The sequence below is a fragment of the Rhodococcus sp. NPDC059234 genome (genome assembly GCF_042754225.1).
Lineage (GTDB): Bacteria > Actinomycetota > Actinomycetes > Mycobacteriales > Mycobacteriaceae > Rhodococcus_G.
In genome coordinates this window covers 12,337-36,528 of record NZ_JBHZAH010000019.1, presented here as the reverse complement: position 1 = coordinate 36,528, position 24,192 = coordinate 12,337, and the positions used below count along the sequence as shown (strand labels likewise).

The following is a 24,192-nucleotide window of genomic DNA, read 5'->3' as shown; positions in this document are numbered from 1 at the left end:
TACGGCGGCACCCGGCCGCCGGCGTGGGTACACGCAGGATTCGAGACAGAGGAGATCGCGATGAGTCTTCCGAGAATCGGAACGCCCGACGAGTGGCTGGCCGCCCGCACGGAACTGCTCGCCAAGGAGAAGGCCTTCACCAGGGCACGCGACGCGCTCAATACCGAGCGGCGGAACCTGCCGATGGTCGAGGTCTCGAAGAACTACGTCTTCGACGGGCCCGCCGGTGACGTGCGCCTGCTCGACATGTTCGAGGGCCGGCGTCAGCTGATCGTCTACCACTTCATGTTCGACCCGGCCTGGGAGGAAGGCTGCCCCAGCTGCACTGCGGGCACCGACGAACTCTCACCCGGCTTCCTCGACCACCTGCACACCCGGGACACCAGCTACGCCATGGTGTCCCGGGCACCGCTGGCCAAGCTGGAACGATGGAAGGCCGAGCGGGGCTGGGAGCTGCCCTGGTACTCGTCCTTCGAGACCGACTTCAACTACGACTTCGGCGTCACCATCGACGAATCGGTGGCGCCGGGGCGGTACAACTTTCGGAGCCGGGCCGAGTTCGAGGCCGCCGGTTCGGACTTCTTCACCTACGACCAGCCGTTCGAGATGCCGGGTCGGAGCTGCTTCCTCCAGGTGGACGGCCGCGTCTTCCACACCTACTCGCAGTACGCCCGCGGGCTCGAGTCGACCGGCGGCTCCTACTACTTCCTCGACCTCACCGCCCTCGGCAGGCAGGAGGAGTGGGAGGAGCCCAAGGGACGCACCGAGTCTGCGCGGGCAGCGCGGCCAGACTTCGCGTCCTGACGCAGTGGCGTCCGAACCCGCTACATCGTCCGGCGGCCCGACAACGCGCGCCCGAGCGTCAGCTCGTCCGCGAACTCCAGGTCGCCGCCCATCGGCAGACCCGAGGCCAACCGGGTGACCGTCAGCCCCGGGAAGTCTCGCAGCATCCGCACCAGGTAGGTCGCGGTGGCCTCGCCCTCGGTGTTGGGGTCCGTCGCGATGATCACCTCGGAGACGTCCACCCCGTCGTCCTGATTGCCGATACGCGCCAACAGCTCCCGGATCCGCAACTGGTCGGGCCCGACGCCGCTGAGGGGGTCCAGCGCACCGCCGAGCACGTGGTAGCGACCCTTGAACTCCCGGGTGCGCTCGACGGCCTGCACGTCCTTGGGTTCCTCGACCACACAGATGATCGTGCGGTCGCGGCGCGAGTCCGAGCAGATCCGGCACATCTCCTTGTCGGACACCGTTCCGCAGACGACGCAGAACTGCACCCCGTCCCGGACCTTCTGCAGCGCGTTCTGCAACCGGTCGATGTCCGGCGGCTCCACGCTGAGCAGGTGGAAGGCGATCCGTTGCGCACTCTTGGGACCGACGCCCGGCAGCTTGCCGAGTTCGTCGATCAGATCCTGAACTGGACCTTCGTACACGTCCTCGCCTCTAGAACGGGAGTCCGGGCAGACCGCCACCGAGGCCGCCTGCGAGCGGCCCGAGCTTGCCGGCCGCGACCTCCTGCGCCTTCGCCGACGCGTCCGCGATGGCGCCGATCACGAGGTCCTGCAGGGTCTCGACGTCGTCGGGGTCGACGACCTTCGGATCGATCGTCAACGCGACCACCTCGCCGGTGCCCTTGACGGTGGCGGTCACCAGGCCGCCGCCGGCCTGACCGGTCACCTCCGCCTCGGCGATCTCCGCCTGCGCGGCCATCAGCTGCTGCTGCATCTGCTGGGCCTGTGCGAGAAGTTGCTGCATGTCGGGTTGTCCACCAGGCTGCACGTCGATTGTCCTTTCTGCGTGTTGCACCGTCAGCGTAGACGCATCGAGCTACGGTGGGCGGCGTGCGAGCGACGATGCGGCTGCGCCTGCTGCCGGTCGTGGCGGCGGCGCTCACCCTGACCGGGTGCACCATCCCCACCGAGGGTGCCGCGGCGGCGGACAACTCGGACCCGACGGTGCCCGCTCCCCTGCTCTCCGTAGCACCGGTCACGCCGACCGGACTGCACGGTCGGACGATCTTTCTCGACCCGGGCCACAGCGGATCGCACGACGCGGCGATCACCGCCCAGGTACCCACCGGCCGGGGCGGCACCAAGGACTGCCAGACCACCGGAACCAACACCGACGACGGCTATCCCGAGCACACGCTCGCCTGGGAGGTTGTCGGCCAGATGCGGACCCAGCTCGAAAACCTCGGCGCCCGAGTGGTTCTCAGCCGCACCGACGACACCTCGGTCGGCAGCTGCGTCGACGAGCGGGCCGCGGCGGCCAACGCCTCCGGCGCGGACGCGGTGGTCGCGGTGCACGCCGACGGCGCGGCACCCCGCGAGCACGGATTCCACGTCTGCTACTCGGTGCCGCCGCTCAACGCCGTCCAGACCGGCCCGTCGGTCGCCTTCGCCACCGCCATGCGCGACGCGATGACGGTGGCGGGATTCACGCCGTCGACCTACATCGGCGACCGGGGCCTGCTGGGCCGCGACGATCTCGCCGGGCTGAACCTCGCGACCCGACCTTCGGTGCTGGTCGAACTGGGCAACATGCGCAACCCCGACGAGGCGCGCGCGATGACCGCCGACGACGGCCGGGCCCGGTACGCCCGCGCCGTTGTCGCCGGCATCACCAGTTTCCTCGGCGCTGACGCCGGCCCGACTACGCCAGTTCGCGGGCCAGGTTCGCCAGCACGGCGGCCTGGATCTTCTTGAGGCCCAGCGGCGCAAAGGTCCGCTCGAAGAACCCGCCGATGCCACCCGCACCGTTCCACGCGGTGGTCGTGGCGATGGTGGACCCGGTCCCGTTCGGGGTCACGGTCCAGGTCGTGACGAGGCTCGAGTTCGCGTCGGTCTCGGTGATCGTGCTGCCCTCGACGGTGACGGTGGCCTTGATGTTGCGCGAACGCTTCTCGGTGGCCTTCAGGGTCCACTGGGCGACCGTGCCCGCGCCCTGACCGCCCTCGAGCACCTGGTAGCCGAGGTACTGCTCGGTGAGGATGCGGGGCCGCACCGTCTGATAGTCGGCGAGCGCCTCCAGCGCCTTCTCCGGTGCCGCCGCAACCTCGACCGAACTGCTCGCGCTGACCTGTCCCACCGTGAATCTCCTTAGCCGTGCGGGCGGCGCGACGCCGACCCGAGTCGAATGACGTTCCCGTCGCCACCATGGTGCCCGCTCCGCTGACGGCGGGGAAGCCCGCCACCGGGCGTGTGCCCGGGATCACGACGGCCGGAGCCCGGGCCCAATCGGGTGCGCTCGCAACATTTGCGTGACATTTCCCGATTCGCTCGCGGTCTGCTGTCGCAGCGATCGCCCGTAGGCGATAGCGTCGAGGTGTGGCTGTCACTTCGAGTGCGTTGCGCAACCGAGTTGGTCGACGATCCTCCACACCGCGCGAGGTCGGGGCGCAGGCCCACCGCGCGGGGGTCGAACGTCTGCTGACGAGCTATCACGCCATCCCGCCGTCGGCGAACGTGCGCCTGGCGAAGAAGACGTCCAACCTCTTCCGCGCCCGGGCGCGGACCGACGCGCCCGGATTGGACGTCTCCGGCCTGTCCGGCGTGATCTCGGTCGATCCGGCAGCGCGCACCGCCGACGTCGCGGGCATGTGCACGTACGAGGACCTGGTCGCGGCCACGCTCCCCTACGGCCTCGCGCCGCTGGTGGTCCCGCAGCTCAAGACCATCACTCTCGGCGGAGCCGTGACCGGGCTGGGCATCGAGTCCACCTCGTTCCGCAACGGTCTGCCGCACGAGTCGGTGCTCGAGATCGACGTCCTCACCGGCAGCGGCGAGATCGTCACCGCCACCCCGGACGGCGAGCACGCGGACCTGTTCTGGGGGTTCCCGAACTCGTACGGCACCCTCGGCTACTCCACCCGGCTGCGGATCCAGCTCGAACCGGTGAAACCGTTTGTCGCGCTGCGCCATCTGCGCTTCGACGACCTGACCGACCTGCAGACGACGATGGATCGCATCGTGGAGACCCGCAGCTACGACGGCATCGCCGTCGACTACCTCGACGGCACGGTGTTCTCTGCGAAGGAGAGCTACCTGACCCTCGGCGCGGCGACCGACGCGCCGGGGCCAGTCAGCGACTACACCGGCCAGGACGTCTACTACCGCTCGATCCAGCACGAATCGGTGACGCATCCGAAGAGCGACCGGCTCACCATCGCCGACTACCTGTGGCGCTGGGACACCGACTGGTTCTGGTGCTCGCGCGCCTTCGGCGCACAGAACCCGCGGATCCGGCGGCTGTGGCCGAAGCGCTACCGCCGCAGCAGCTTCTACTGGAAGCTGATCGCCCTCGACCAGAAGTACGACATCGGCGACCGCATCGAACGACGCAAGGGCAACCCCCCGCGCGAACGGGTCGTCCAGGACGTCGAGGTGCCGATCGAGCGCACCGCCGACTTCGTGCGCTGGTTCCTGCGGGAGATCCCGATCGAACCACTGTGGCTGTGCCCGCTGCGCTTGCGCGAACCCGGCCCCGCCGGAGCCTCCGCCGTCCGTCCGTGGCCGCTGTACCCACTCGAGCCCAAACGCACCTACGTCAACATCGGCTTCTGGTCGTCGGTCCCGATCGTGGCCGGCGAACCCGAGGGCGCGGCGAACCGGCTGATCGAACGGACGGTCACCGAGTTCGACGGGCACAAGTCGCTCTACTCCGACTCCTACTACTCGAAGGACGAATTCACCGCGCTCTACGGCGGCGAACGATACGACGAACTGAAGAAGCACTACGACCCCGATTCACGTCTCCTCGACCTGTTCTCCAAGGCGGTGCAACGCAAGTGACGACATTCAAAGAAGACAAGACCTCGACCGGGAACGACACCGGCAAGCTCTCCATTGCGGAGATCCTCGAAACCGTTGTCGGAGAAGACATCCCAGTTCGATTCACCGCGTACGACGGTAGCTCCATCGGCGCCGAGAACGCCGAGTACGGCCTCGACCTGAAGACACCACGCGGCACCACCTACCTCGTGACGGCCCCGGGCGACCTCGGCTTGGCCCGCGCCTACGTCTCCGGCGACCTCGAGGCGTCGGGCGTGCACCCCGGCGACCCGTACGAGATCCTCCGCGTCCTCGGCGAGCAGCTGCACTTCAGTCGGCCGTCCGCGAAGGAGCTGGCGGCCATCACCCGGTCCCTCGGTTGGGAACTGCTCAAGCCCGTCGCGCCGCCACCGCAGGAGCACCTGCCGCGATGGCGGCGATTCGCGGAAGGCCTGCGGCACTCCAAGACCCGCGACGCCGAGGCCATCCACCACCACTACGACGTGTCGAACGCCTTCTACGAGATGGTCCTCGGTCCGTCGATGACCTACACGTGTGCGGCCTACGAGTCCCCGGACCAGTCCCTCGAGGACGCTCAGGACAACAAGTACCGCCTCGTCTTCGAGAAGCTCGGCCTGAAGGAGGGCGACCGGCTGCTCGACATCGGGTGCGGCTGGGGCGGAATGGTCCGGTACGCGGCCAGACACGGAGTCAAGGCGATCGGCGCGACGCTGTCGGCCGAACAGGCCGCGTGGGCGCAGAAGGCGATCGCCGACGAGGGACTGTCCGAACTCGCGGAGGTCCGTCACTCCGACTACCGCGACATCACCGAGACCGGTTTCGACGCGGTCTCCTCGATCGGCCTGACCGAGCACATCGGCGTGCACAACTACCCCGCGTACTTCGCGTTCATCAAGGGCAAGCTGCGCGAGGGGGGCCTGCTCCTCAACCACTGCATCACGCGGCCCGACAACAAGCACAACGCACGGGCAGGCGGGTTCATCGACCGCTACGTCTTCCCGGACGGCGAGCTCACCGGGTCGGGGCGGATCATCAGCGAGATCCAGGACGTGGGGCTCGAGGTGCGCCACGAGGAGAACCTGCGCGAGCACTACGCGCTCACCCTGGCCGGCTGGTGCCGCAACCTCGTCGACAACTGGGACGCCTGCGTCGCCGAGGTGGGCGAGGGCACCGCGCGTGTCTGGGGCTTGTACATGGCCGGCTCACGGCTCGGCTTCGAGCGCAACGGCATTCAGCTGCACCAGGTGCTGGCCGTCAACACGGACCGCAAGGGCCACGCGGACCTCCCGCTGCGCCCGTGGTGGAAGGCCTGAACGACCTCGGACAGCCCCCTCGGGCCGTCGCCGCGATCGCGACGGCCTGAGGGGTAGCCCGGGCAACTAAGCTGCGAGGCCATGGCCAGCACAGATTCCGCGGAACGGTCCGGCAAGTTGTCTCGCGCGCGGATCCTCGAGATCGCCCTCGATCACTTCGCGATCCACGGATACCGGGGCAGCTCGCTGGCGCGCATCGCGGCGGAGGTAGGGATCTCTCAAGCGGGCCTGTTGCACCACTTCCCCAACAAGGCGGCGCTGCTACAGGCCGTGCTGGTCCAGCGCGACGTGCGGGACCTGGAGGAGGCGGAGACGGATCCGGAACGTCTCACCGACATGGACCTCGACGAGGTGCTCGCGTTCCTCGTCAGGATCGTCCGACACAACGCCGAGAACCGCAACCTCGTTCAACTCGCCCACCTCACCGCCGCCGAGGCGGCGGGGGCCGACCACCCCGCGCACGCATGGGTGGTGGGCCGCCTCGAATTCCTGCGGTCGATGGTCGAGGCCGCGGTGACGCGCAGTATCGATGCAGGCACCGTGCGCGCGGACGTCGACGCACGAACCGTCACCAACCTGGTCATCGCGGCCTCGGAGGGCCTGGAGAACCAGTGGCTACTCGATGGTGGCGTCGACATCGTCGGCTCCTTCGCCAGCTTCGCAGACGGCCTGCGCCGAGCGGTGGCCACGACGGACTGACCTCGGGCGGGCACCGACTGTCCGCGGACGGCGAACGCATCACAAAGCTGGCCTACCGATCACTTGGTCAGTTAGTGTGTCCCGCACCACCACCGCGCCGGAGGGCGCCCGATGCGAGGAGAACTGATGCGTCGACGATCGGCCGGCATGCTGGCGGTAACGGTTGGGCTTGCCCTACTGACCGGCGGACCCGCCTCCGCGGCGTCGAGCGACAGCGGCAGCACAGGCAAGGTCGAGCGGGTCGAGAGCCTGCCCGCCGACTTCCTGTGGGGCGTGTCTTCGTCGGGATTCCAGTCGGAGGGCTATTCGCCGGACAGCAACTGGACGCGCTACGAAGCGACCGGCAAGACCAAGGATCCGGTCGGCACGTCGGCCGACTTCCGCCACCGTTACCGGGAGGACATCCAGCACGCCGAGGACCTCGGGGCCAAGGTGTACCGCATGGGCGTCGAGTGGGCGCGCCTGGAACCTCGGCAGGGCCACTACGACGAGACCGCCTGGGCGTTCTACGACGACGTGATCGCGAGCATCCGCGCCGCGGGCATGCAACCGATGATCACCCTCGACCACTGGGTGTACCCCGGGTGGGAGGTCGACCGCGGCGGCTGGAACAGCACGGGGATGGTCGCCGACTGGCTGGCCAACGCCCGCAAGGTCGTCGACCGGTACGCGAAGTACGACCCGTCCTGGATCACGATCAACGAGCCCTCGGCGTATCTGTTCCAGGAGGTCAGCCACGGTGGCCTCGCTCCGGCGAACACCCCGGCCGCCCTCGATCGGTGGGTGCAGGTGCACTCCGGGATCTACGACTACATCCATCAGGTGCAGCCGGGCGCCCAGGTGTCCTCGAACGTGGCCTACTTCCAGGCGGTCGAGGCCGCGATCGACACCACCTTCCTCGACCGCATCACCGACAAGCTCGACTTCGTCGGCCTGGACTACTACTACTCGATGTCCCCCACCGACCTGAGCTACGCCAACGTCTTCTCCGAGCCCTGGAAGGCCAACTCCGCACCCGACGGCCTCTACTACGCGCTGCGTCACTATGCGAAGCGCTTCCCGGGCAAGCCCCTGTACATCGTCGAGAACGGCATGCCGACCGAGGACGGCAAACCCCGCCCGGACGGGTACGCCCGCGCCGATCACCTCCGTGACGCCGCCTACTGGCTGCAGCGAGCAAAGGACGACGGCATCGATGTCGTCGGCTACAACTACTGGGCCCTGACCGACAACTACGAATGGGGCAGCTACACACCCCGTTTCGGCCTCTACACCGTCGACGTGAAGGGCGATCCGGCACTCGAGCGGAAGCCGACCGAGGCGGTCGCGGCGTACCGGTCGCTCGTCACCCAGGGTGGGGTCCCCGCCGACTATCAGCCCAGCCGGCCCCCGACCGCGTGTTCGCTGGTCGACGGCCTCGACAGTTGCCTGCACCCAGCGAACTGACATCGTCGGTCCAGCCGACCCGGCTGCATGCCGCCCAAACCACCTCGGAACAGGCGGCAGATCGCCGTTCTCACACGGAAGGCATCGAGGTTTACATGAGTACAGGATTTGGAATCGACGTCGGAGGCACCGGCATCAAGGCAGGTCTGGTGGACCTCGAGGCGGGTCGACTTGTCGGGGACCGGGTCACGATATCCACCCCTAGGCCCTCCACACCCGCCGCGGTGGCCTCCGCGGTCTCCGATCTCGCAGCGCACTACCGCTGGGAGGGTCCAGTCGGGGTCGCACTCCCGGCCGCCGTTGCCGGCGGCATCGTCCAGACTGCAGCGAACATCGACCGGTCGTGGATCGGTACCGACGCGGCGGCTCTGTTCGCCGACGCACTCGGCGGTCGCGACGTCGTCGTCACCAATGACGCCGACGCCGCCGGAGTAGCCGAGCACAGGTTTGGCGCTGCGCGCGGCACCACCGGCGTCGTCGTTGCGCTCACATTCGGAACCGGCATCGGTTCTGCGATCCTCCACGACGGAGTGCTGTTGCCCAACACCGAATTCGGGCATCTCGTCGTTGACGGAGTCACCGCCGAACATCGCGCCTCCGCGTCCGTCAAGACGGCCAGAGCCTTGTCCTTCGAGAGCTGGGCGCGGGAAGTCAGTCGGGTGCTGACGGCAATCGAGGATCTGCTGTCCCCACAGCTGTTCATCGTCGGCGGCGAGATCAGCCAGAGCGGTGCCCGGTGGATTCCGTTGCTGACGAACCGGACCGCAGTTGCCGCGGCCGAGTTGGGCAACGCTGCGGGCGTCATCGGCGCAGCGCTGGCGATCGAACACCGTCGCGGGCTACCTCCCCTCGACACGAGGGAGGCCTACCTACGTCAGGGCTTGGCGCCTGACTGCGCCGCGAGGTGAAGTGGCGGATGGGCGGTCGGGCTCGATCGGCAGGTCGCGCCGCAGCACGGTGGTCAGAGTTCTCATCGCGCCGACCATGTCGAACGACTCGTCCTGCAACCATTGCTCTTCGAGGCCGGAGATGGCCCCGATGATGACGGACGCCATGGCAGCGGGATCGACATCGGCACGTACCTCGCCCACCCTGATGCCCTCTTCGATGAGACCGGCCAAGTTCGCGCGGAAGCCCTCGATCCGCCGCTGTGCCCACTCTCGTGCGAGTTCGGGAGTGTCCTCGGAGTTGAAGATGCCGACGTGCGCCAGCCGGGTCAGTTCTCGGTTCTGCTGATTTCGGGCAACGATCTCGTCGACTATGTCCAGCGCGCGCAGGAGAGCCGGGCCCTCGTAGTCTCGATCTATCTCGACCGAGTCCAGCGTTTGGCGGTCGAGGTCCGCGAGTACCGCGGTCAGCAGAACTTCCTTGCTCGGAAAGTGATGCAGCAGACCCGACTTCGTGATTCCTGATTCTCGCGCGACCGCGGCGAGCGAGGTCCCGCGGTATCCGTGGGCCGCGAACAGGGATATGGCCGAGCTGACGATGTCGGCGCGCCGGGCAAGTCCCGACTGTTCGGCGTCGCGTGTTCTCGCCATCGTGTCCGATCTCCTCACGTTAGTTACCTACGCACAGCCCATCGGCCTACGTGCCGATCCGTCCGGTGTTCGCGGACGGCGGTGTCGGGTCTCCGCCCCACGTGACCCGACGACAGCTTGCCACGACGCGGTTCACGACTCGTCGTCCGATTCTGCCAGTCCCGCGACATGAGTTAGCCGATTCCACAACAAGCAGACGGACCGATCGGTAGGCTAGCTCCGTCGGCTCCTGTTCGCGGAATCCGATGGCCCGAGGGGCTCGGACATGCCTCCGTCCTACGGGTGGACATGACGCCCTGCGTCGCCGCTCACGAGACGGCGTCAGGCACGTCCTAGCAGACAGACCGACTGGTCGGGTTGTTAGCCTGGCCGCGGTCGACCAAAAGAGGGAGGACATGAATGTCCAGGTTTGACGACAGACTGGCAGGCCGAACGGCGGTGGTCACCGGCGCAGCGAGCGGGATCGGAGCCGCGCTGGGGGCCGAGCTCGGTTCACACGGCATGTCGGTGGTCGTTGCCGACGTCGACGGCGACGGCGCCGAGCGGACCGCCGAGAGCGTGCGCGCACTCGGCGTGCGTGCGCTCGGTGTGCAGGTCGACGTGGCCGACCCCGGGTCGGTCGAGAATCTCGCGCAGGTCAGCTACGACGAGTTCGGTTCCGTCGAACTGCTCTGCAACAACGCGGGAGTGCTGCTGCTCGGAAACCTCACGGATTCATCGATGGACGACTGGCGCTGGCTGTCCTCCGTCAACGTCGAGGGCATGCTCAATTGCCTGTATGCGTTCCTGCCGAGGATGCGTCGCCAGACCGGATGGCGGCACGTGATGAACACGTCGTCGACTCATGCCTTCCTTCCGGACCCCGCGTTCACCGGCCTCTACACCGCGGCCAAGCACGCCATCCTCGGGTTGACCCTCGGAATGCGGTCCGAGCTCGCCCCCGACGGCATCGGCGTCACCGCCCTCTGCCCCGGCCAGGCCGCGACCCGCATCCTCGACTCGCAGCGCAACCGGCCGGCCGAATTCGGTCGCCGCGCCGCCGAACCCTTCGGCACCGAGGTCATCCCGATGGCGATCGAGCCCGGCGACGTCGCGCGGCTCGCAGTCGAGGGCATCGTGCGCAACGCCCCGATCGTCTTCGCGCTGCCCGAGCACAGCCACGCCCAGTTCCGCGAGCAGGTCCGGGACCTGTGGCGAATGGCGGACGACGCCCTCGTCGGCTCGACGGACGCGTTCGTGGGCGACCTCGACGAGGAACGGGCACACCGGGTCGATCGGTAGCTCGACACCCGGGCGGCGACCCCGACTCCCGACCGTATTCGCCCACATTCCAAGGACTCCCATGTCAGAACCCCACTCGCTCCCCGTCGCCGTCGACGAGGGCGGCCCCGGAGCCGACACGCCGCGGCGCGACCCGGAGCGCCGCGAGCCGAGCGGCTTCCTGGTCGGACTCGCCCTGTCCTACTTCGGCGTCTACCTCGCCCTGATGACCCCCGTGATGTTCGCCCTGGCGTTCAAGCTGCAGCACATCTCGGGCTCGATCGAGAGTGCGACGCACGCGCTGGGCGTGGTCGCCGGTACCGGCGCGATCGTCGGGATGATCGCCCAGCCGGTCGTGGGCCGTCTGTCCGATCGCACGCGGTCCTCGTTCGGACGTCGGAGACCGTGGATCCTCGGGGGCGCCGTCGTCGGGGCCGGCGCTCTGGTGTGCGTGGGTCTCGCGCACACCGTGCCGCAGGTCCTGATCGCCTGGTGCGTCGCGCAGGCCGGCTTCGGTGCGGCACTCGTCGCCTCCCAGGCGACGATTCCCGACCAGGTGCCCGCGCGCCGACTCGGGGTGGTCTCCGGGATCACCGGGGTCACCACCCCGCTGAGCATTCTCGCGGGAAGCGTTCTCGTCACCGTGCTGACCGGCGATCTGCTCCGGTTCCTGGTACCCGGAATCGTCGCCGTCGTGTTCGCCATCCCACTGTTGGTGGCACTCGAGGATCCGCCGCTCGAGGACACACCTCCGCGCCACGGTATCCGGGAGTTCGTCGGCTCCGTCGCGTTCAACCCCCGGAGGCACCCCAACTTCTCGTGGGTGATGGCCTCCCGCTTCCTGGTGATGTTCGGCTACGCCGGAATCGGAACGTTCTTCCCGTTCTTCCTCGGGCAACGGTTCCAGCTCGGTGAGGCCGACGTCGCGAAGGCGATTCTCCTGGTCAACGTGGTGAGCGTCGTGTGCCTGTCCCTGTCCGCGCCCCTCGGGGGCGCGCTCTCCGACCGAATCGGGAAGCGGCGTCCCTTCGTGGCCGTCGCGGGGCTGATCATGGTGGTGGGATTGCTGGCGCTGGCATTCGCCCCATCGCTGGGAATCGTCGTTGTGGCGCAGGGCATCATCGGGCTCGGTCTCGGCGCCTTCATGTCCGTGGACCAGGCACTCGCGGTGCAGGTGCTGCCGAATCCCGACGACAATGCCAAGGACCTGGGCCTGATCGCCCTCGCAGGCACCCTGCCGCAATCCGTCGGGCCCGCCGTCGCGCCGGCCGTCATCAGTCTCGGCAGCGCCACCGCCCTGGGCGGCTACGGGACGTGGTACGTCCTCGGCGCGCTCACCTGCCTGGCGGGTGTGTTCACGATCTACCGCGTTCGAGGCGTTCGTTGACCCAGACGACGACCGGCCCCGGTTCGGCGAACCGATCCACTTCGAGAAATGGACATCGATGAGACTCAGAGACGACTTCCTATGGGGTGCAGCGAGTTCCGCGCACCAGACCGAGGGAGCCAACACCGGCGCCGACTGGTGGGGGTACGAGAACCGGTCCAGACCGTACTTCCCCGACCGGAGCGGCGACGCTGTCGACAGCTACCACCGTTACCCCGAGGACATGGCATTGCTCGCCGATGCCGGCCTCAACGCGTACCGCTTCAGCATCGAATGGTCGCGGATCGAACCCGAGGAGGGTCAGTTCTCCCGCGCCCAGCTCGACCACTACCGTCGAATGATCGAGACCGCAAGGAAAGTCGGGCTCGAGCCGGTCGTGACGCTGCACCACTTCACCTCGCCGCGCTGGTTCAGCAACCGGGGCGGCTGGCGGCATCCCGCCGCGATCGACAGCTTCACGCGTTACGTCGATCGCGCCTCGTCCGTCCTGGGCGGAGTCGACTGGGTCTGCACCATCAACGAGCCCAACATCGTCGCGCTCGGCGTTCGGTACCTGGACCTGACGCTCGGCTCCCGTGCGGGGTCCTCCCGGCCGGCGAACGACAGGCTGGAACCCGACGACGAAGTCGGCGACGTCCTGGTGCGGGCGCACCGTGAGGCGGTCGAGATTCTCCGCACCACCACCACGGCCAAGGTCGGCTGGACGGTGGGACAGCAGGCCTTCGAGGGAACGGCGGGGCACGAAGACGTTCTCGCGCGGACGAACGACCTCTGGGAGGACCGGTACCTGGCGGGCGCGCGTGGCGACGACTTCCTCGGGGTCCAGTCCTACACCAGCCAACCCGTGGGGGCTGACGGTCCGATCCCTCATCCGGAGCACCCCGACAACACCCTCATGGGCTGGGCGTATCGCCCCGACGCCCTGGGCATCGCGCTGCGCCGGGCCTGGGACATCACCGAGCACGTGCCGCTACTGGTGACGGAGAACGGAATTGCCACCGCCGACGACGCGCGACGAATCGCGTACACCGCCGAGGCGCTCACCCATCTGGAGGCGGCGGTCGCCGATGGGATCGATGTCCGCGGCTACCTGCACTGGAGCGCGCTCGACAATTTCGAATGGGGGCGCTGGGCACCAACTTTCGGCCTGATCGGCGTCGACCGTACGACCTTCACCCGTACGCCGAAGCCAAGCCTTGCGTGGCTCGGACGTGTTGCGCGGAACAACGGGCTCGAGACTCCCGCGGGTCTGCAGCCATGACGCCTTTCCTGTCGAGGCATCGATGCGCTAACCTACCGACCACTCAGTCAGCTAGTGGAAACCTGAGCGAACGAGACGGAAGGATCCATATGTCACGGGACTTCGGGTACGGACTGCTGGCGGCGATCTGCGTGTCCGTCATGGCGGCGACGAGTGTCACCGCCAGCGCATGGGCCGGCGTGCCCAGCGCCGGATGCGGTGATCACCACTGGGTCAGCACCTGGTCCGCGAGCCCGACCGACTCGGTCGGGGCCATCGGCTCCGAGATGCCCGGCGGCGAGCAGACCTACCGCATCGTAGTGACGCCACACCGCGGCGGAGACAGCGTGCGGATCCGGCTCAGCAACCGGTTCGGCAGCGAACCCGTCACCTTCACGCGGGTGACCGTCGGACGCCAGACCCTGGGCGCCGCAATCGATCCGGATTCACTCCGTGCTGCCACCTTCGATGGCGGCAGCACGTCGACGACGGCCGCGCCGGGGACGGACATCGTGACCGATCCCGTCCCGATCACCGTGGAGGGGTTCGAGCCGCTGTCGATCAGCATCCACACCGACGGCCGGTCACGGCAGGTCACCGAGCACGCCAGCGGCAACGCGACGAGCTACTACACGCCGCCCGGGCTCGGAGACCACGCCGCGGATATCGCCGGCGATGCGTTCAGCCACACGACCACGCGCGTGCCGTTCGTCTCCCAGGTCGACATGCCGGCGCCGGCCGGCGTCTCCACGGTCGTCGCCTTCGGGGACTCGGCCACCGACGGGCACGTGGCCGCCGACTTCCTGGGAACCCCGCAGGTCGCGGGGGTCGTCGACCAGAACGTGCGCTACCCGGACTTCCTTCAGCACCGGCTCGACGAGGCCGGCGGCGAGGCCGTCGTCACGAATGCCGGGATCGGCGGCAATCGCCTGCTCTCCGACGGGATGGTCCCCGCACTCGGGCGGGCAGGCGAGTCACGCATGGACGCCGACGTGCTCGCCCAGTCCGGTGTCACCGATGTGATCGTCTGGATCGGGATGAACGACCTCGGAATGCCGATCGGCGCATCGTACGAGCAGCTCGTCGCGGGGTACACCAGGGTCATCGACCGACTTCACGACGCGGGCCTGCGCGTGCACCTCGGCACCATGATGCCCGCGTCGAACGGGCTCGCCGACGGACTGACGAGCTTCCCACCGTCCGATCCCGTCCGGGTCCGGGCCAACTCGTGGATTCGATCTCAGCGGCTGTCCGACAGCGTGATCGACTTCGACGCTGCCATTCGCGACCCGAACAATCCCGGCATCCTCGACCGCAGGTACGCCAGCGCGGACAACCTCCACCCGACCCCCGAGGGATATCGGCTGATCGCCGACACCGTGGACATCACCAAATTCGTCGGGAACGACTGCACTGCCGCGAGGTGACTGCGGACTCGGCGTCACCCGCGATCGCGACACTCCGTTCCACACGACCACGGCAGCACGACCGCCACTCACCAGACCGATTCTGCGGAGTCGCGTGAACCGGATTGAAAGTAGTTACATGACAATAGGTTTCAAGACCACGAGCTTCTCGATGGCCTGTGCCGTCCTGACGGCGACGACAAGCCTGTTCGCATCCGCCGTTGCGAACGCGGGAGCGCCCGGCTGCGGTGACGACCACTGGGTCAGCAACTGGTCCGCCAGCCCGACCAACGCGATCGGCGGTGTGGAAGCCGTCGCCGCCGGAATGGCGGTGAGCCCCGTAGGCACCGGACTCTCGACCAACCAGACACACCGGGTCGTGGTCACGCCCCACCGAGGGGGCGAACACGTCCGCCTCCACCTCAGCAATCGATTCGGCAGCGAACCCGTCACCTTCACACGGGTCACGATCGCTCGCCAGAAGGACGGTGCCGCCGTCGAACCCGAGTCCGTGCAAGAGGTACGTTTCGATGGCGGTCGTGAATCCATCACGGCCGCACCCGGTTCGGATGTCGTGACGGATCCGGTACCGATTGCGTTCTCGGCATTCGAGCCGCTCGCCGTCAGCATCTACGTGGACCGGGCACCATCGGCCGTCACCGGGCACGACCTCGGAAACGCCACGAGCTTTCTCACGACCCCCGGCCTCGGAGACCACTCGAGCGACACCGGCGCCGACGCGTTCGCCCGCGCAACCACCCGCGTGTCCTTCGTCTCCCAGATGGATGTCCTCGCCCCCGCGGACACGGCAACGGTCGTCGCGTTCGGAGATTCGATCACCGACGGTCATGTCGGCAACGACCCGCTCGGAGCCCCCCGGATCGAGGGAGTCGTCGACAAGAACGTCCGGTACCCGGACTTTCTTCAGCGAAGGTTCGACGAGGTCGGCCGCGAGGTCGTCGTCACCAACGCCGGCATCGGAGGAAATCGACTCACCCGAGACACACCGTCCGAGTTCCCCAAGTTCGGCCCGTCCGGAGTGGCGCGAGCACAGGCGGATGTGATCGATCAGGCCGGCGTGAGCGACGTCATCGTCCTGATGGGAATCAACGACATCGGCACCCCGATCGGGGTGACCTACGAGGAAGTCGTCGTCGGGTACACCAACCTCATCGACCAGTTCCACAGTGCCGGATTGCGCGTGCATCTCGGAACGCTGCTCCCGGCCTCGAACTCCGTGACCCATGGGGCCCTGAGCATCCCGCCTGCCGAGCCGGTGCGAGCACGAATCAACGCCTGGATCAGGTCCCAGCACCTGTCCGACAGCGTCGTCGATTTCGACGCCGCCCTCCGCGACCCCGGTAACCACAGCATTCTCGACCGGCGGTACGCCAGCACGGACAATCTCCACCCGAACCCCGACGGATACAAGGCGATGGCCGCCGCCGTCGACACAGCGCGGCTCGCCGGCAACAGGTGCTCGGCGGGAGCAGCGCGGTGACGGTGCACGAGCCGAGCGGCGGGCTCGGTGGAGTGGGGTCGCGCGTGGGATACGAAGGGACCAGGTGTCAATCGTGGTAGTCACTGAGCGGCGGCTGTCGACAACTCTGATGAAGGCCGCCGTCGTGGCGGTCTCGCTGACCATACTCGGGTCGGGCGTTGCCGCGGCCGGCATCCACGAGCCTGCGGCCCCGGCCGATTCGAGAACCGCATCGGTGACCACGGCGGATCTCGAGTATCCGACGGACCACGGACCTGGGGCGATGACTGTCTATTCCCCAGCCGACGGGGCATCTTCGGTCCCGACACCGTCGATTGTCATGGTCCACGGCGGTGCCTGGGCGACTGGTTCACGTGCACTGCTCGACGACGAAGCCCGCCGGGCCGCCGCGGACGGCTTCGTCGTGTTCAACATCGACTACAGCCTGTCTGCGCCCCGAAACCCCCGCCAGTACCAGGACGCGGTGGCCGCGATCGAGTACATCCGCACACACGCAATCGATTTCGGGATCGCTGCCGACCGGATCGGCGGACTCGGAACATCTGCCGGAGCACACCTGCTCATGCAGGCGGTGACCGCGGGCCATGCCCCGCTGAAGGCGGTGGTCGGGTGGTCCGGCCCGTACGATCTGGCGGTCCAGAACACCCCGAGGAACACCGCGATCTCGATCGGCGCGGCCGCGGTCTACCTCGGATGCGCGCCCACCACCAGTCGATGCGCTGATCAAGCCGTCGAGGCCTCCCCGATCCGGCACGTATCCGCGGGGAATCCACCAGCGCTCCTGTTCAATTCAGCTGACGAACCCGTCCCCGTCGAGCAGATGACCGCATTCGCCGATCGCCTGCGCTCGGTTGGAACCCCGGCTGAAACCCGCGTGATTCCCGGATCGAAGCACGCGGTGGCCTACTCCGACGTCGCACTCGACCCGACTCTCGACTTCCTCCGTCGGCACCTCTGACGGAGCTGCCGAGAGTCCGGCGGACTCATGCGGAGGGCGCTGCCTGCCGAACACTGCGGGCGATCTCCGCCGCGGCACTCTGCACCGCCGCGACCATGCGTCGGTCCGTGGTGATTCGGCCCAGCGGCCCGCAGATCGACACGGCGGCTGGCGTCGGGTGACCGTGCGCGATGGTCGCGGCGACGCACCCGATCCCGGGCAGTGCCTCGCCTCGGTCGAAGGCGACACCCTCGGCGTCGACCCGGTGGAGTTCCGCCTCCAACGTGCGCCTGCCTCCGGACCCGCGCGCAGCGTCACGGTTGAGCCGGTCGAAGTCCGGCCCGTCGAGGGCCTCACGCGGAAGCGCACTGAGCATCGCCTTCCCCACCGCGGATCGGTGCGCGGGGTACCGACCACCGATCCGCGACGGGATCTTGGCCCCGAAGGTGCCCGAGATCTTCTCCCAGTAGATGCCGTCCGACCCGTCGAGGAAGGCGAGGTGGACGACCGCGCCCGTGGACCGGTGCAGTTCCTGCAGGGTCGGCAGGGCGGTGCGGTGGAACCAGTGGCTTCGCACCGCCCTCGATCCGAGCTCGAACAGCCGGACCCCGATCTCGTAGCGGGTTCCGACCCGGTTGAGCCACCGCTTCTCCACCATCTTCTCGAGCAGGCGGTGCGCCGAGGAGGTCGGTATCCCCGTCAGCCGGGCGGTCTCGCTGAGGCTGAGGTGCCCGCAGTCCTCGAAGGCCTCCAGGACGAGCTCGACCCGGTCGAACATCGACATGCCCTGAGTCTGCTGACGATCGTTCTCCACGGCCGCACCTCTCCTTCTTCGGCGGACTAGACGCCGAAGCCGCCCGATACAGAAATCTGCTGCCCCGTAATGTAGTTCGCCTCGTTCGAGGCCAGGAACACGCAGGCGGCACCGATGTCCGCGGGCTTGCCCCACCGCTTGAGCGGCACCAGCTTGTGGACCTCGCGTTCCCACTCCTCGTCGAAGACGCCCTGGGACTTGAGCTCGAGGAACATGCCGGCCTCGATCACGCCGACCAACACCGAGTTGGCTCGGATGTTGTGCGCGCCTTCCTCCTTCGCAATCCCGCGGATCAGCGATTCGTTGGCACCCTTCGGGATCACCGACAGACCGTCGAGCATCGGGAACCAGTGGTCGCCGGCGGATCCGAGGTGGACCACCGAACCCCCGCCGTGCTCGCGGAAGTGCGGCAGCACGGCGTGCACGGCGGTGAACATGCCCAGGGTCTCGATCTCGATCGACCGTCGGTACTGCGCGGGGGTCGTCTCGGCGACGGTGATCTGGTCGACCACCGGGCCGGCGCCCCACACGACGGTGTGGATGCGCGTGTGCTCCTCGATCACTTCACCGAGCACCCGGGACACGTCCGCCTCGTCGCGGACGTCGACCTGGTGCGCGCTCGCCTTGACCCCGAGTGCCCGCAGCTCGGCCACGGTCGCCTCGGCGACCTCGCGCTTGGAGTTGTAGCAGATCGCGACGGCGCTGCCGGCCCGCGCGAACTCGCGGGCGACCCCGCTGCCGATGCCGCCGCTGCCGCCGAACACCAGCGCGGCACCGTCCGGGAAATTCAAAGTCAGCATGCTGGTACTCCATTGGTGTCGGGACCGAACACCGCCCCGCCGCCGAACGCGGCGCGGTGCGAGATCGGCTGGTTGCCGTCGACGTCGGTGACGCCGTAGTGCTGGGCCACCTCTGCGGTGACCAGGGTGTGGCCGGAGCGGGCGTTGAGGTCGGGGTCGCCTGCGAGGGCGACAACGACGCGACCCACGAACTCCGGCGACTCCGCGTCCGCGATGGGGAATCCCTCGATGTCGTCGACACCCATGGCCATCACGAATTCCGTCTTGACCAGCCCGGGCCACAACGACAGCGTGCTCACCCCGGTGCCCTCGAGCTCGACGGCCATGTCGTGGGCCATCTTGTCGAGCCCCGCCTTCGACATCCCGTAGAGCACCGAGTGCAGATAGCCGCGGGTACCGAAGGACGAGATGTTCGCGATGGCACCGGAACCCGCGGGGACCATCAGCTTGGCGGCCTCGACGCTCGCGACGTAGTGGGCTCGCAGGCCGACGCCGATCAGCGAATCCCAGTCGCTCACGGGGCGTTGCCAGAACGGCTCGGTGAATCCGGCGAAGCCGTCCGGGTTGGCCCACACGTTGTTGACCAACAGGTCCAGCCGGGCATCCTGCTCCTCGCGGATGCGGGCGAAGACGTCCGCGATCTGGGCATCGTCCCGGTGATCACACTGCACGGCGATACCCGTGCCACCCCGCTCGGTGACCGCCGCCGCGGTCGCGTCGAGCGGACCGCCGCCTCCGACCGGCCCGCGCCCGGTGACGTACACCGTCCAGCCGTCCGCTCCGAGGGCGGACGCGATACCCTTGCCCACTCCTCGACTCGCCCCGGTGACGAGAGCAACCTTGCTCATGCGCGTCGCCTACTGCTCGACGAGGCAGTCGTCACCGAGCGGTCGCGTGATCGCCCACGACCGCCGGAAGTGGCACTTGGACATCTTCCACTCGCCGTCCTCCACGACGTACTCGTCGTCGTACTCGCCCGACATCACGGTCTCGGTCCGCTCGACGAGATTGACCTGCCGGAACCGGAGGGTCCACTGGCCGGACGCCGAACCGTGGTCGTGCACGGTGATGTCCGGGTGCATGCCGTGGTGCATGTCGAGGATCACGTGGCGGCCGTCCACCAGCTGCAGCGCGATCTGTGTGAAGACCTCGGCGATCTTGTCGGCATCGTCGAACGCGCCCAGGGCGCCGTAGTCGATCGACGCACCCGAGGCGATGAAGCACGCGCGGAACACCCTGGGGTCCTTCGCGTCACATGCCCGCCAGTACCTGTGCTTGAGGGCCTTGATCGCTTCGACGTGAGCGAGCTGCTCCTCCCACGACAAACCGTGGGGACGACCCGTGGCGAGTGACTGAGACACCGCGACTCCTGTTCTCCGATCGGCCCGAGACTGCTGTGCTCCAGGCCACACCGGGTGAACCTAGTGTCGACTTATCCGACCGCCCATAGCCTTTCCCTCGTCGCGGGAAACCGCAGGTTGCAGGCACCGGAAAACGCCGAAAGGCGCCCCCCGCTCGGACTGACCGAGCGGGGAGCGCCTCGAGGCGGACGGGGCCTAGGCCTTCAGTGACGCCGGCGGGGTGAACCGCTCGCCGTACTTCGCCGCGAGCTCCTCGGCACGCTTGACGAAGCCGGCCTTGCCACCCTCGTAGCCGACGACGTACTGGTGCACACCACCGGTCCAGGCCGGGAACCCGATGCCCATGATCGAGCCGATGTTGGCGTCGGCGCTGGTCATCAGGACACCCTCGTCGAAGCACTTCTGGGTCTCGATGGCCTCGATGAACAGCATCCGCTCGATGAGGTCCTTGATCGGGGCCTGGTTCGAGCCCGAGTTGAACTGCTCGCGCAGGCCCGACCACAGGCCGGTGCGCTTGCCGTCGACGTACTCGTAGAAGCCCGCTCCGCCGAGGCGGCCCTTGCGGTCGTTGCCCTCGACGAGGAAGTTGATGACGTCGCCTGCCGGGTCGGCGGGCAGCTCCTTGCCCTCGGCCAGCGCCGCGGCCTTCGACTCCGCGCGGATCTTCTGCATCAGCGTCAGGTTCAGCTCGTCCGAGAGCTGCAGCGGCGCAGCCGGGTAGCCCGCCTGCATGCCGGCCTGCTCGATGGTGGCCGGCTCGATGCCCTCGGCGACCATGCCGATGGCCTCGTTGATGAACGTGCCGATGACGCGCGAGGTGAAGAAGCCGCGCGAGTCGTTGACCACGATCGGGGTCTTGCGGATGGCCTGCACGTAGTCGAACACCCGCGCCAGCGCCTCGTCGGAGGTCTTCTCACCGCGGATGATCTCCACCAGCGGCATCTTGTCGACGGGCGAGAAGAAGTGGATACCGATGAAGTCTTCCTGGCGCTTGACGCCGGTCGCGAGACCGGTGATCGGCAGGGTCGAGGTGTTCGAGCCCAGCAGCGCGTTCGGCTCGACGATGTCCTCGATCTCCTGGAAGACCTTGGCCTTGAGCTCGGGGCTCTCGAAGACGGCCTCGACGACGAAGTCGACACCGGCGAAGTCCGCCGGGTCCGCGGTCGGGGTGATGCGCGCGAGCAGGGCCGCGGACTTCTCCTCGGTGGTCTTGCCACGCGAGAGCGCCTTGGCCTCGATCTTCTCCGAGTACGCCTTGCCCTTGGTCGCCGCCTCGATGCTGACGTCCTTGAGCACGACCTCGAAGCCGGCCTTCGCCGAGACGTACGCGATGCCGGCGCCCATCATGCCGGCGCCGAGGATGCCGACCTTCTTGATCTCGCTCTTGGGGATGTCCTTCGGGCGCGAGGCGCCGGAGCCGATCGACTGCATGTCGAAGAAGAACGCCTGGATCATGTTCTTCGCGACCTGCCCGGTGACGAGCTTGGTGAAGTAGCGGGACTCGATGCGCAGCGCGTTGTCGACGTCGACCTGGCTGCCCTCGACCGCGGCGGCCATGATCGCGCGCGGGGCCTCCATCGGCGAGCCCTTGAGGGTCTTGCGCAGGTTCGCCGGGAAGGCGGGCAGGTTCGCCGCGAACGCCGGGGTGGCGGGGGTGCCGCCCGGGATCTTGTAGCCCTTGACGTCCCACGGCTGCACGCCCGACTCGGGGTTGGCCTTGATCCACGCCTTCGCGGCGGGGACGAGCTCCTCGACGGAGGAGACGACCTCGTCGACGAGGCCGATCTCCTTGGCCTGCTGCGGTCCGCGCTGCTGGCCCTGCAGCAGCATCTGGGTCAGCGCCGTCATGATGCCGAACATGCGGACCGTGCGCACCACGCCGCCGCCGCCGGGCAGCAGGCCGAGGGTGACCTCGGGCAGGCCGATCTTGACGCCCTTGACGTCCGCGGCGATCCGGTGGTGGGTGGCCAGCGCGATCTCGAGGCCGCCGCCGAGGGCCGCACCGTTGATGCAGGTGACAACCGGCTTGCCGAGGGTCTCGAGGCGACGCAGGTCGGCCTTGAGGGTGACGCTGTGGTTGAAGATCTGCTCGGCGTCCGCGGGGCCGACCTTGATCATGTTCTTCAGGTCGCCACCGGCGAAGAAGGTCTTCTTGCCGGATGTGAGGACGACACCGGTGATGGCGTCCTTCTCTGCGTACAGCCGGTCGACGGTGGAGTTCATCGACGCGATGTACCGGTCGTTCATGGTGTTCGCGCCCTGGTTGGGGTCGTCGATGGTGAGCACGACGATTCCGTCAGCGTCCTGCTCCCAGTTGATGATGTTCTGCTCGCTCACTTCGTCTCTCCTGGTAGTCCGGGCCGCGTCAGACGCGCTCGATGATGGTGGCCACGCCCATGCCGCCGCCGATGCACAGCGTGACGAGGGCCCGCTTGGCGCCGCGGCGCTCGAGCTCGTCGACCATGGTTCCGGTGATCATGGCGCCGGTGGCACCGAGCGGGTGGCCCATGGCGATGGCGCCGCCGTTGACGTTGAGCTTCTCGTCCGGGATGTTCAGGTCCTTCTGGAACTTCAGGACGACGGACGCGAACGCCTCGTTGATCTCGAAGAGGTCGATGTCGTCGACCGTGAGACCGGCCTGGGCGAGCACCTTCTTCGTCGCCGGCGTCGGGCCGGTGAGCATGATGGTGGAGTCGGCACCCGAGGTGGCCGTCGCGACGACGCGGGCGCGCGGGGTGAGCCCCATGGCCTTGCCGGCCTCCTCGCTGCCGACGAGCAGCAGCGCGGCGCCGTCGACGATGCCGGAGCTGTTGCCGCCGTGGTGGACGTGGTTGATCTTCTCGACCCAGTGGTACTTCTGCAGCGCGACGGCGTCGAAGCCGCCCATCTCGCCGACCATCGCGAAGGCGGGGGCAAGACTCGCGAGGCTCTCCACGGTGGTGCCGGGGCGCATGTGCTCGTCGTTGTCGAGGATGGTGATGCCGTTGATGTCCTTGACCGGGACCACGGACTTGGCGAAGTATCCGCCGGCCCAGGCCTTCGCCGCCAGGTCCTGCGAACGGACGGCGTACGCGTCGACGTCGTCGCGGCTGAAGCCCTCGATGGTGGCGATCAGGTCGGACGAGATGCCCTGCGGGACGACGTAGTTGTCGTAGTTGGTGGCCGGGTCGTTGACCCAGGGGCCGCCGTCGCTGCCCATCTTGACGCGCGACATCGACTCGACGCCGCCGGCGATGACCATCTCGTCCCAGCCGGAGCGCACCTTCTGTGCGGCCATGTTCACGGCCTCGAGCCCGGAGGCGCAGAAGCGGTTGATCTGCACGCCGCCGACAGTGTCGGGCAGGCCGGCGTCGGTGGCGGCGATGCGCGCGATGTCCATGCCCTGGTCGCCGAGCGGGGAGACCACGCCGAGGATCAGGTCCGAGATGCGGTCCTCGTCGAGGTCCGGGAAGCGCACGCGCAGCTCGTCGATCAGGCCGGTGACCAGCGAGATCGGCTTGACCGAATGCAGCGAGCCGGTGTTCTTGCCTCGGCCACGTGGGGTTCGGATGGCTTCATAAATGAATGCCTCTGTGGTCACGATGTTCCTTCCTGTGCACGGCTGCGCCGCGTGCGAGCGGTTCGTCTTCGGATCCAGCGTGGTCGGGCGCCGGTCACGGCACCGACCCGAGGCAGACACCCCGATAGACGCAATAGTAGA

At 68.0% G+C, this 24,192-nt stretch carries 23 protein-coding genes; 13 read left to right on the top strand and 10 right to left on the bottom strand.

From position 1 onward, the window contains the following. Positions 1-60: 60 nt before the first annotated feature. Complete coding sequence (locus ACFXGJ_RS06625) at positions 61-804, top strand: DUF899 domain-containing protein (protein WP_378617552.1); 744 nt, start codon at positions 61-63, stop codon at positions 802-804. A gap of 20 nt (positions 805-824) precedes the next feature. Here the strand turns inward: ACFXGJ_RS06625 and recR are convergent, their stop codons facing one another. Both recR and ACFXGJ_RS06615 read right to left on the bottom strand, forming a co-directional pair. Next, a complete protein-coding gene (recR, locus tag ACFXGJ_RS06620; protein ID WP_378617551.1) occupies positions 825-1,433 on the bottom strand; it encodes a recombination mediator RecR in 609 nt (202 codons plus the stop codon). 10 nt (positions 1,434-1,443) lie between these two features. Further along, the gene (locus ACFXGJ_RS06615) at positions 1,444-1,755 is read right to left on the bottom strand and encodes a YbaB/EbfC family nucleoid-associated protein (protein ID WP_378617550.1); all 312 of its coding nucleotides are present in this window, start codon (positions 1,753-1,755) and stop codon (positions 1,444-1,446) included. 98 nt (positions 1,756-1,853) lie between these two features. On the opposite strand from ACFXGJ_RS06615, the gene ACFXGJ_RS06610 reads away from it, so the two are divergent. After that, a complete protein-coding gene (locus ACFXGJ_RS06610) occupies positions 1,854-2,705 on the top strand; it encodes an Rv3717 family N-acetylmuramoyl-L-alanine amidase (protein WP_378617575.1) in 852 nt (283 codons plus the stop codon). Here the strand turns inward: ACFXGJ_RS06610 and ACFXGJ_RS06605 are convergent. Next, positions 2,653-3,087, bottom strand: coding sequence for an SRPBCC family protein (locus ACFXGJ_RS06605; RefSeq protein ID WP_378617549.1), 435 nt, complete (start codon positions 3,085-3,087; stop codon positions 2,653-2,655). The two genes, ACFXGJ_RS06610 and ACFXGJ_RS06605, sit on opposite strands and share 53 nt — an antisense overlap. Before the next feature lie 260 nt (positions 3,088-3,347). Between ACFXGJ_RS06605 and ACFXGJ_RS06600 the strand changes: the two genes are divergently transcribed. The 5 genes from ACFXGJ_RS06600 (at position 3,348) to ppgK (ending at position 9,156) form a co-directional block, all read left to right on the top strand. Continuing rightward, positions 3,348-4,790, top strand: coding sequence for an FAD-binding oxidoreductase (locus ACFXGJ_RS06600; protein ID WP_378617574.1), 1,443 nt, complete (start codon positions 3,348-3,350; stop codon positions 4,788-4,790). After that, complete coding sequence (locus tag ACFXGJ_RS06595; protein WP_378617548.1) at positions 4,787-6,103, top strand: class I SAM-dependent methyltransferase; 1,317 nt, start codon at positions 4,787-4,789, stop codon at positions 6,101-6,103. Before ACFXGJ_RS06600 ends, ACFXGJ_RS06595 begins: the two co-directional genes overlap by 4 nt. An 81-nt stretch (positions 6,104-6,184) precedes the next feature. Continuing rightward, positions 6,185-6,802, top strand: coding sequence for a TetR/AcrR family transcriptional regulator (locus tag ACFXGJ_RS06590; RefSeq protein WP_378617547.1), 618 nt, complete (start codon positions 6,185-6,187; stop codon positions 6,800-6,802). A 126-nt stretch (positions 6,803-6,928) separates the two neighbouring features. Next, the gene (locus ACFXGJ_RS06585; protein ID WP_378617546.1) at positions 6,929-8,248 is read left to right on the top strand and encodes a family 1 glycosylhydrolase; all 1,320 of its coding nucleotides are present in this window, start codon (positions 6,929-6,931) and stop codon (positions 8,246-8,248) included. Between the two features lie 95 nt (positions 8,249-8,343). Next, positions 8,344-9,156, top strand: a complete 813-nt coding sequence (gene ppgK / locus ACFXGJ_RS06580) for a polyphosphate--glucose phosphotransferase (RefSeq protein ID WP_378617545.1) — start codon at positions 8,344-8,346, stop codon at positions 9,154-9,156. On the opposite strand, the gene ACFXGJ_RS06575 is transcribed toward ppgK, so the two are convergent. Further along, positions 9,118-9,786, bottom strand: a complete 669-nt coding sequence (locus tag ACFXGJ_RS06575) for a TetR/AcrR family transcriptional regulator (RefSeq protein ID WP_378617544.1) — start codon at positions 9,784-9,786, stop codon at positions 9,118-9,120. The two genes, ppgK and ACFXGJ_RS06575, sit on opposite strands and share 39 nt — an antisense overlap. Positions 9,787-10,185: 399 nt before the next feature. Between ACFXGJ_RS06575 and ACFXGJ_RS06570 the strand changes: the two genes are divergently transcribed. The 6 genes from ACFXGJ_RS06570 (at position 10,186) to ACFXGJ_RS06545 (ending at position 17,538) form a co-directional block, all read left to right on the top strand. Then, positions 10,186-11,067, top strand: coding sequence for an SDR family NAD(P)-dependent oxidoreductase (locus ACFXGJ_RS06570; RefSeq protein WP_378617543.1), 882 nt, complete (start codon positions 10,186-10,188; stop codon positions 11,065-11,067). A gap of 61 nt (positions 11,068-11,128) precedes the next feature. Beyond that, a complete protein-coding gene (locus ACFXGJ_RS06565) occupies positions 11,129-12,433 on the top strand; it encodes an MFS transporter (RefSeq protein WP_378617542.1) in 1,305 nt (434 codons plus the stop codon). Between the two features lie 58 nt (positions 12,434-12,491). Beyond that, positions 12,492-13,694 carry a glycoside hydrolase family 1 protein gene (locus ACFXGJ_RS06560; protein WP_378617541.1) on the top strand — a complete coding sequence of 401 codons (1,203 nt, stop codon included), beginning with the start codon at positions 12,492-12,494 and terminating at the stop codon, positions 13,692-13,694. 89 nt (positions 13,695-13,783) lie between these two features. Continuing rightward, positions 13,784-15,100 carry a GDSL-type esterase/lipase family protein gene (locus tag ACFXGJ_RS06555; protein WP_378617540.1) on the top strand — a complete coding sequence of 439 codons (1,317 nt, stop codon included), beginning with the start codon at positions 13,784-13,786 and terminating at the stop codon, positions 15,098-15,100. 118 nt (positions 15,101-15,218) lie between these two features. Continuing rightward, on the top strand, positions 15,219-16,580 hold the full coding sequence (locus ACFXGJ_RS06550) for a GDSL-type esterase/lipase family protein (protein ID WP_378617539.1): 1,362 nt from the start codon (positions 15,219-15,221) through the stop codon (positions 16,578-16,580). Positions 16,581-16,689: 109 nt separating this feature from the next. After that, positions 16,690-17,538, top strand: a complete 849-nt coding sequence (locus tag ACFXGJ_RS06545; RefSeq protein WP_378617573.1) for an alpha/beta hydrolase — start codon at positions 16,690-16,692, stop codon at positions 17,536-17,538. Between the two features lie 25 nt (positions 17,539-17,563). Here ACFXGJ_RS06545 and ACFXGJ_RS06540 read toward each other — a convergent pair whose 3' ends face one another. The 6 genes from ACFXGJ_RS06540 to ACFXGJ_RS06515 all read right to left on the bottom strand — a co-directional run bounded on the left by ACFXGJ_RS06540 (position 17,564) and on the right by ACFXGJ_RS06515 (position 24,072). After that, entirely contained in the window at positions 17,564-18,331 is a 768-nt protein-coding gene (locus tag ACFXGJ_RS06540; RefSeq protein WP_378617538.1) for an IclR family transcriptional regulator, read from the bottom strand. Between the two features lie 26 nt (positions 18,332-18,357). Beyond that, positions 18,358-19,131, bottom strand: a complete 774-nt coding sequence (locus ACFXGJ_RS06535; RefSeq protein ID WP_378617537.1) for an SDR family NAD(P)-dependent oxidoreductase — start codon at positions 19,129-19,131, stop codon at positions 18,358-18,360. Continuing rightward, positions 19,125-19,979, bottom strand: a complete 855-nt coding sequence (locus tag ACFXGJ_RS06530) for an SDR family NAD(P)-dependent oxidoreductase (protein WP_378617536.1) — start codon at positions 19,977-19,979, stop codon at positions 19,125-19,127. Before ACFXGJ_RS06530 ends, ACFXGJ_RS06535 begins: the two co-directional genes overlap by 7 nt. A 9-nt stretch (positions 19,980-19,988) precedes the next feature. Next, positions 19,989-20,492: a nuclear transport factor 2 family protein gene (locus tag ACFXGJ_RS06525; RefSeq protein ID WP_378617535.1), complete on the bottom strand. Its 504-nt coding sequence runs from the start codon at positions 20,490-20,492 to the stop codon at positions 19,989-19,991. A gap of 195 nt (positions 20,493-20,687) precedes the next feature. Continuing rightward, positions 20,688-22,829, bottom strand: a complete 2,142-nt coding sequence (locus ACFXGJ_RS06520; RefSeq protein WP_378617534.1) for a 3-hydroxyacyl-CoA dehydrogenase NAD-binding domain-containing protein — start codon at positions 22,827-22,829, stop codon at positions 20,688-20,690. 28 nt (positions 22,830-22,857) lie between these two features. Then, complete coding sequence (locus ACFXGJ_RS06515; RefSeq protein WP_378617533.1) at positions 22,858-24,072, bottom strand: acetyl-CoA C-acetyltransferase; 1,215 nt, start codon at positions 24,070-24,072, stop codon at positions 22,858-22,860. Positions 24,073-24,192 lie beyond the last annotated feature (120 nt).

Excerpts from the sequence above, each read along its gene's own strand:
- ACFXGJ_RS06625 (WP_378617552.1), top strand. The coding sequence starts at position 61 with ATGAGTCTTCCGAGAATCGGAACGCCCGACGAGTGGCTGGCCGCCCGC.
- ACFXGJ_RS06615 (WP_378617550.1), bottom strand. The coding sequence starts at position 1,755 with ATGCAGCAACTTCTCGCACAGGCCCAGCAGATGCAGCAGCAGCTGATG.
- ACFXGJ_RS06610 (WP_378617575.1), top strand. The coding sequence starts at position 1,854 with ATGCGGCTGCGCCTGCTGCCGGTCGTGGCGGCGGCGCTCACCCTGACC.
- ACFXGJ_RS06590 (WP_378617547.1), top strand. The coding sequence starts at position 6,185 with ATGGCCAGCACAGATTCCGCGGAACGGTCCGGCAAGTTGTCTCGCGCG.
- ACFXGJ_RS06585 (WP_378617546.1), top strand. The coding sequence starts at position 6,929 with ATGCGTCGACGATCGGCCGGCATGCTGGCGGTAACGGTTGGGCTTGCC.
- ppgK (WP_378617545.1), top strand. The coding sequence starts at position 8,344 with ATGAGTACAGGATTTGGAATCGACGTCGGAGGCACCGGCATCAAGGCA.
- ACFXGJ_RS06575 (WP_378617544.1), bottom strand. The coding sequence starts at position 9,786 with ATGGCGAGAACACGCGACGCCGAACAGTCGGGACTTGCCCGGCGCGCC.
- ACFXGJ_RS06570 (WP_378617543.1), top strand. The coding sequence starts at position 10,186 with ATGTCCAGGTTTGACGACAGACTGGCAGGCCGAACGGCGGTGGTCACC.
- ACFXGJ_RS06565 (WP_378617542.1), top strand. The coding sequence starts at position 11,129 with ATGTCAGAACCCCACTCGCTCCCCGTCGCCGTCGACGAGGGCGGCCCC.
- ACFXGJ_RS06560 (WP_378617541.1), top strand. The coding sequence starts at position 12,492 with ATGAGACTCAGAGACGACTTCCTATGGGGTGCAGCGAGTTCCGCGCAC.
- ACFXGJ_RS06555 (WP_378617540.1), top strand. The coding sequence starts at position 13,784 with ATGTCACGGGACTTCGGGTACGGACTGCTGGCGGCGATCTGCGTGTCC.
- ACFXGJ_RS06550 (WP_378617539.1), top strand. The coding sequence starts at position 15,219 with ATGACAATAGGTTTCAAGACCACGAGCTTCTCGATGGCCTGTGCCGTC.
- ACFXGJ_RS06545 (WP_378617573.1), top strand. The coding sequence starts at position 16,690 with ATGAAGGCCGCCGTCGTGGCGGTCTCGCTGACCATACTCGGGTCGGGC.
- ACFXGJ_RS06535 (WP_378617537.1), bottom strand. The coding sequence starts at position 19,131 with ATGCTGACTTTGAATTTCCCGGACGGTGCCGCGCTGGTGTTCGGCGGC.
- ACFXGJ_RS06530 (WP_378617536.1), bottom strand. The coding sequence starts at position 19,979 with ATGAGCAAGGTTGCTCTCGTCACCGGGGCGAGTCGAGGAGTGGGCAAG.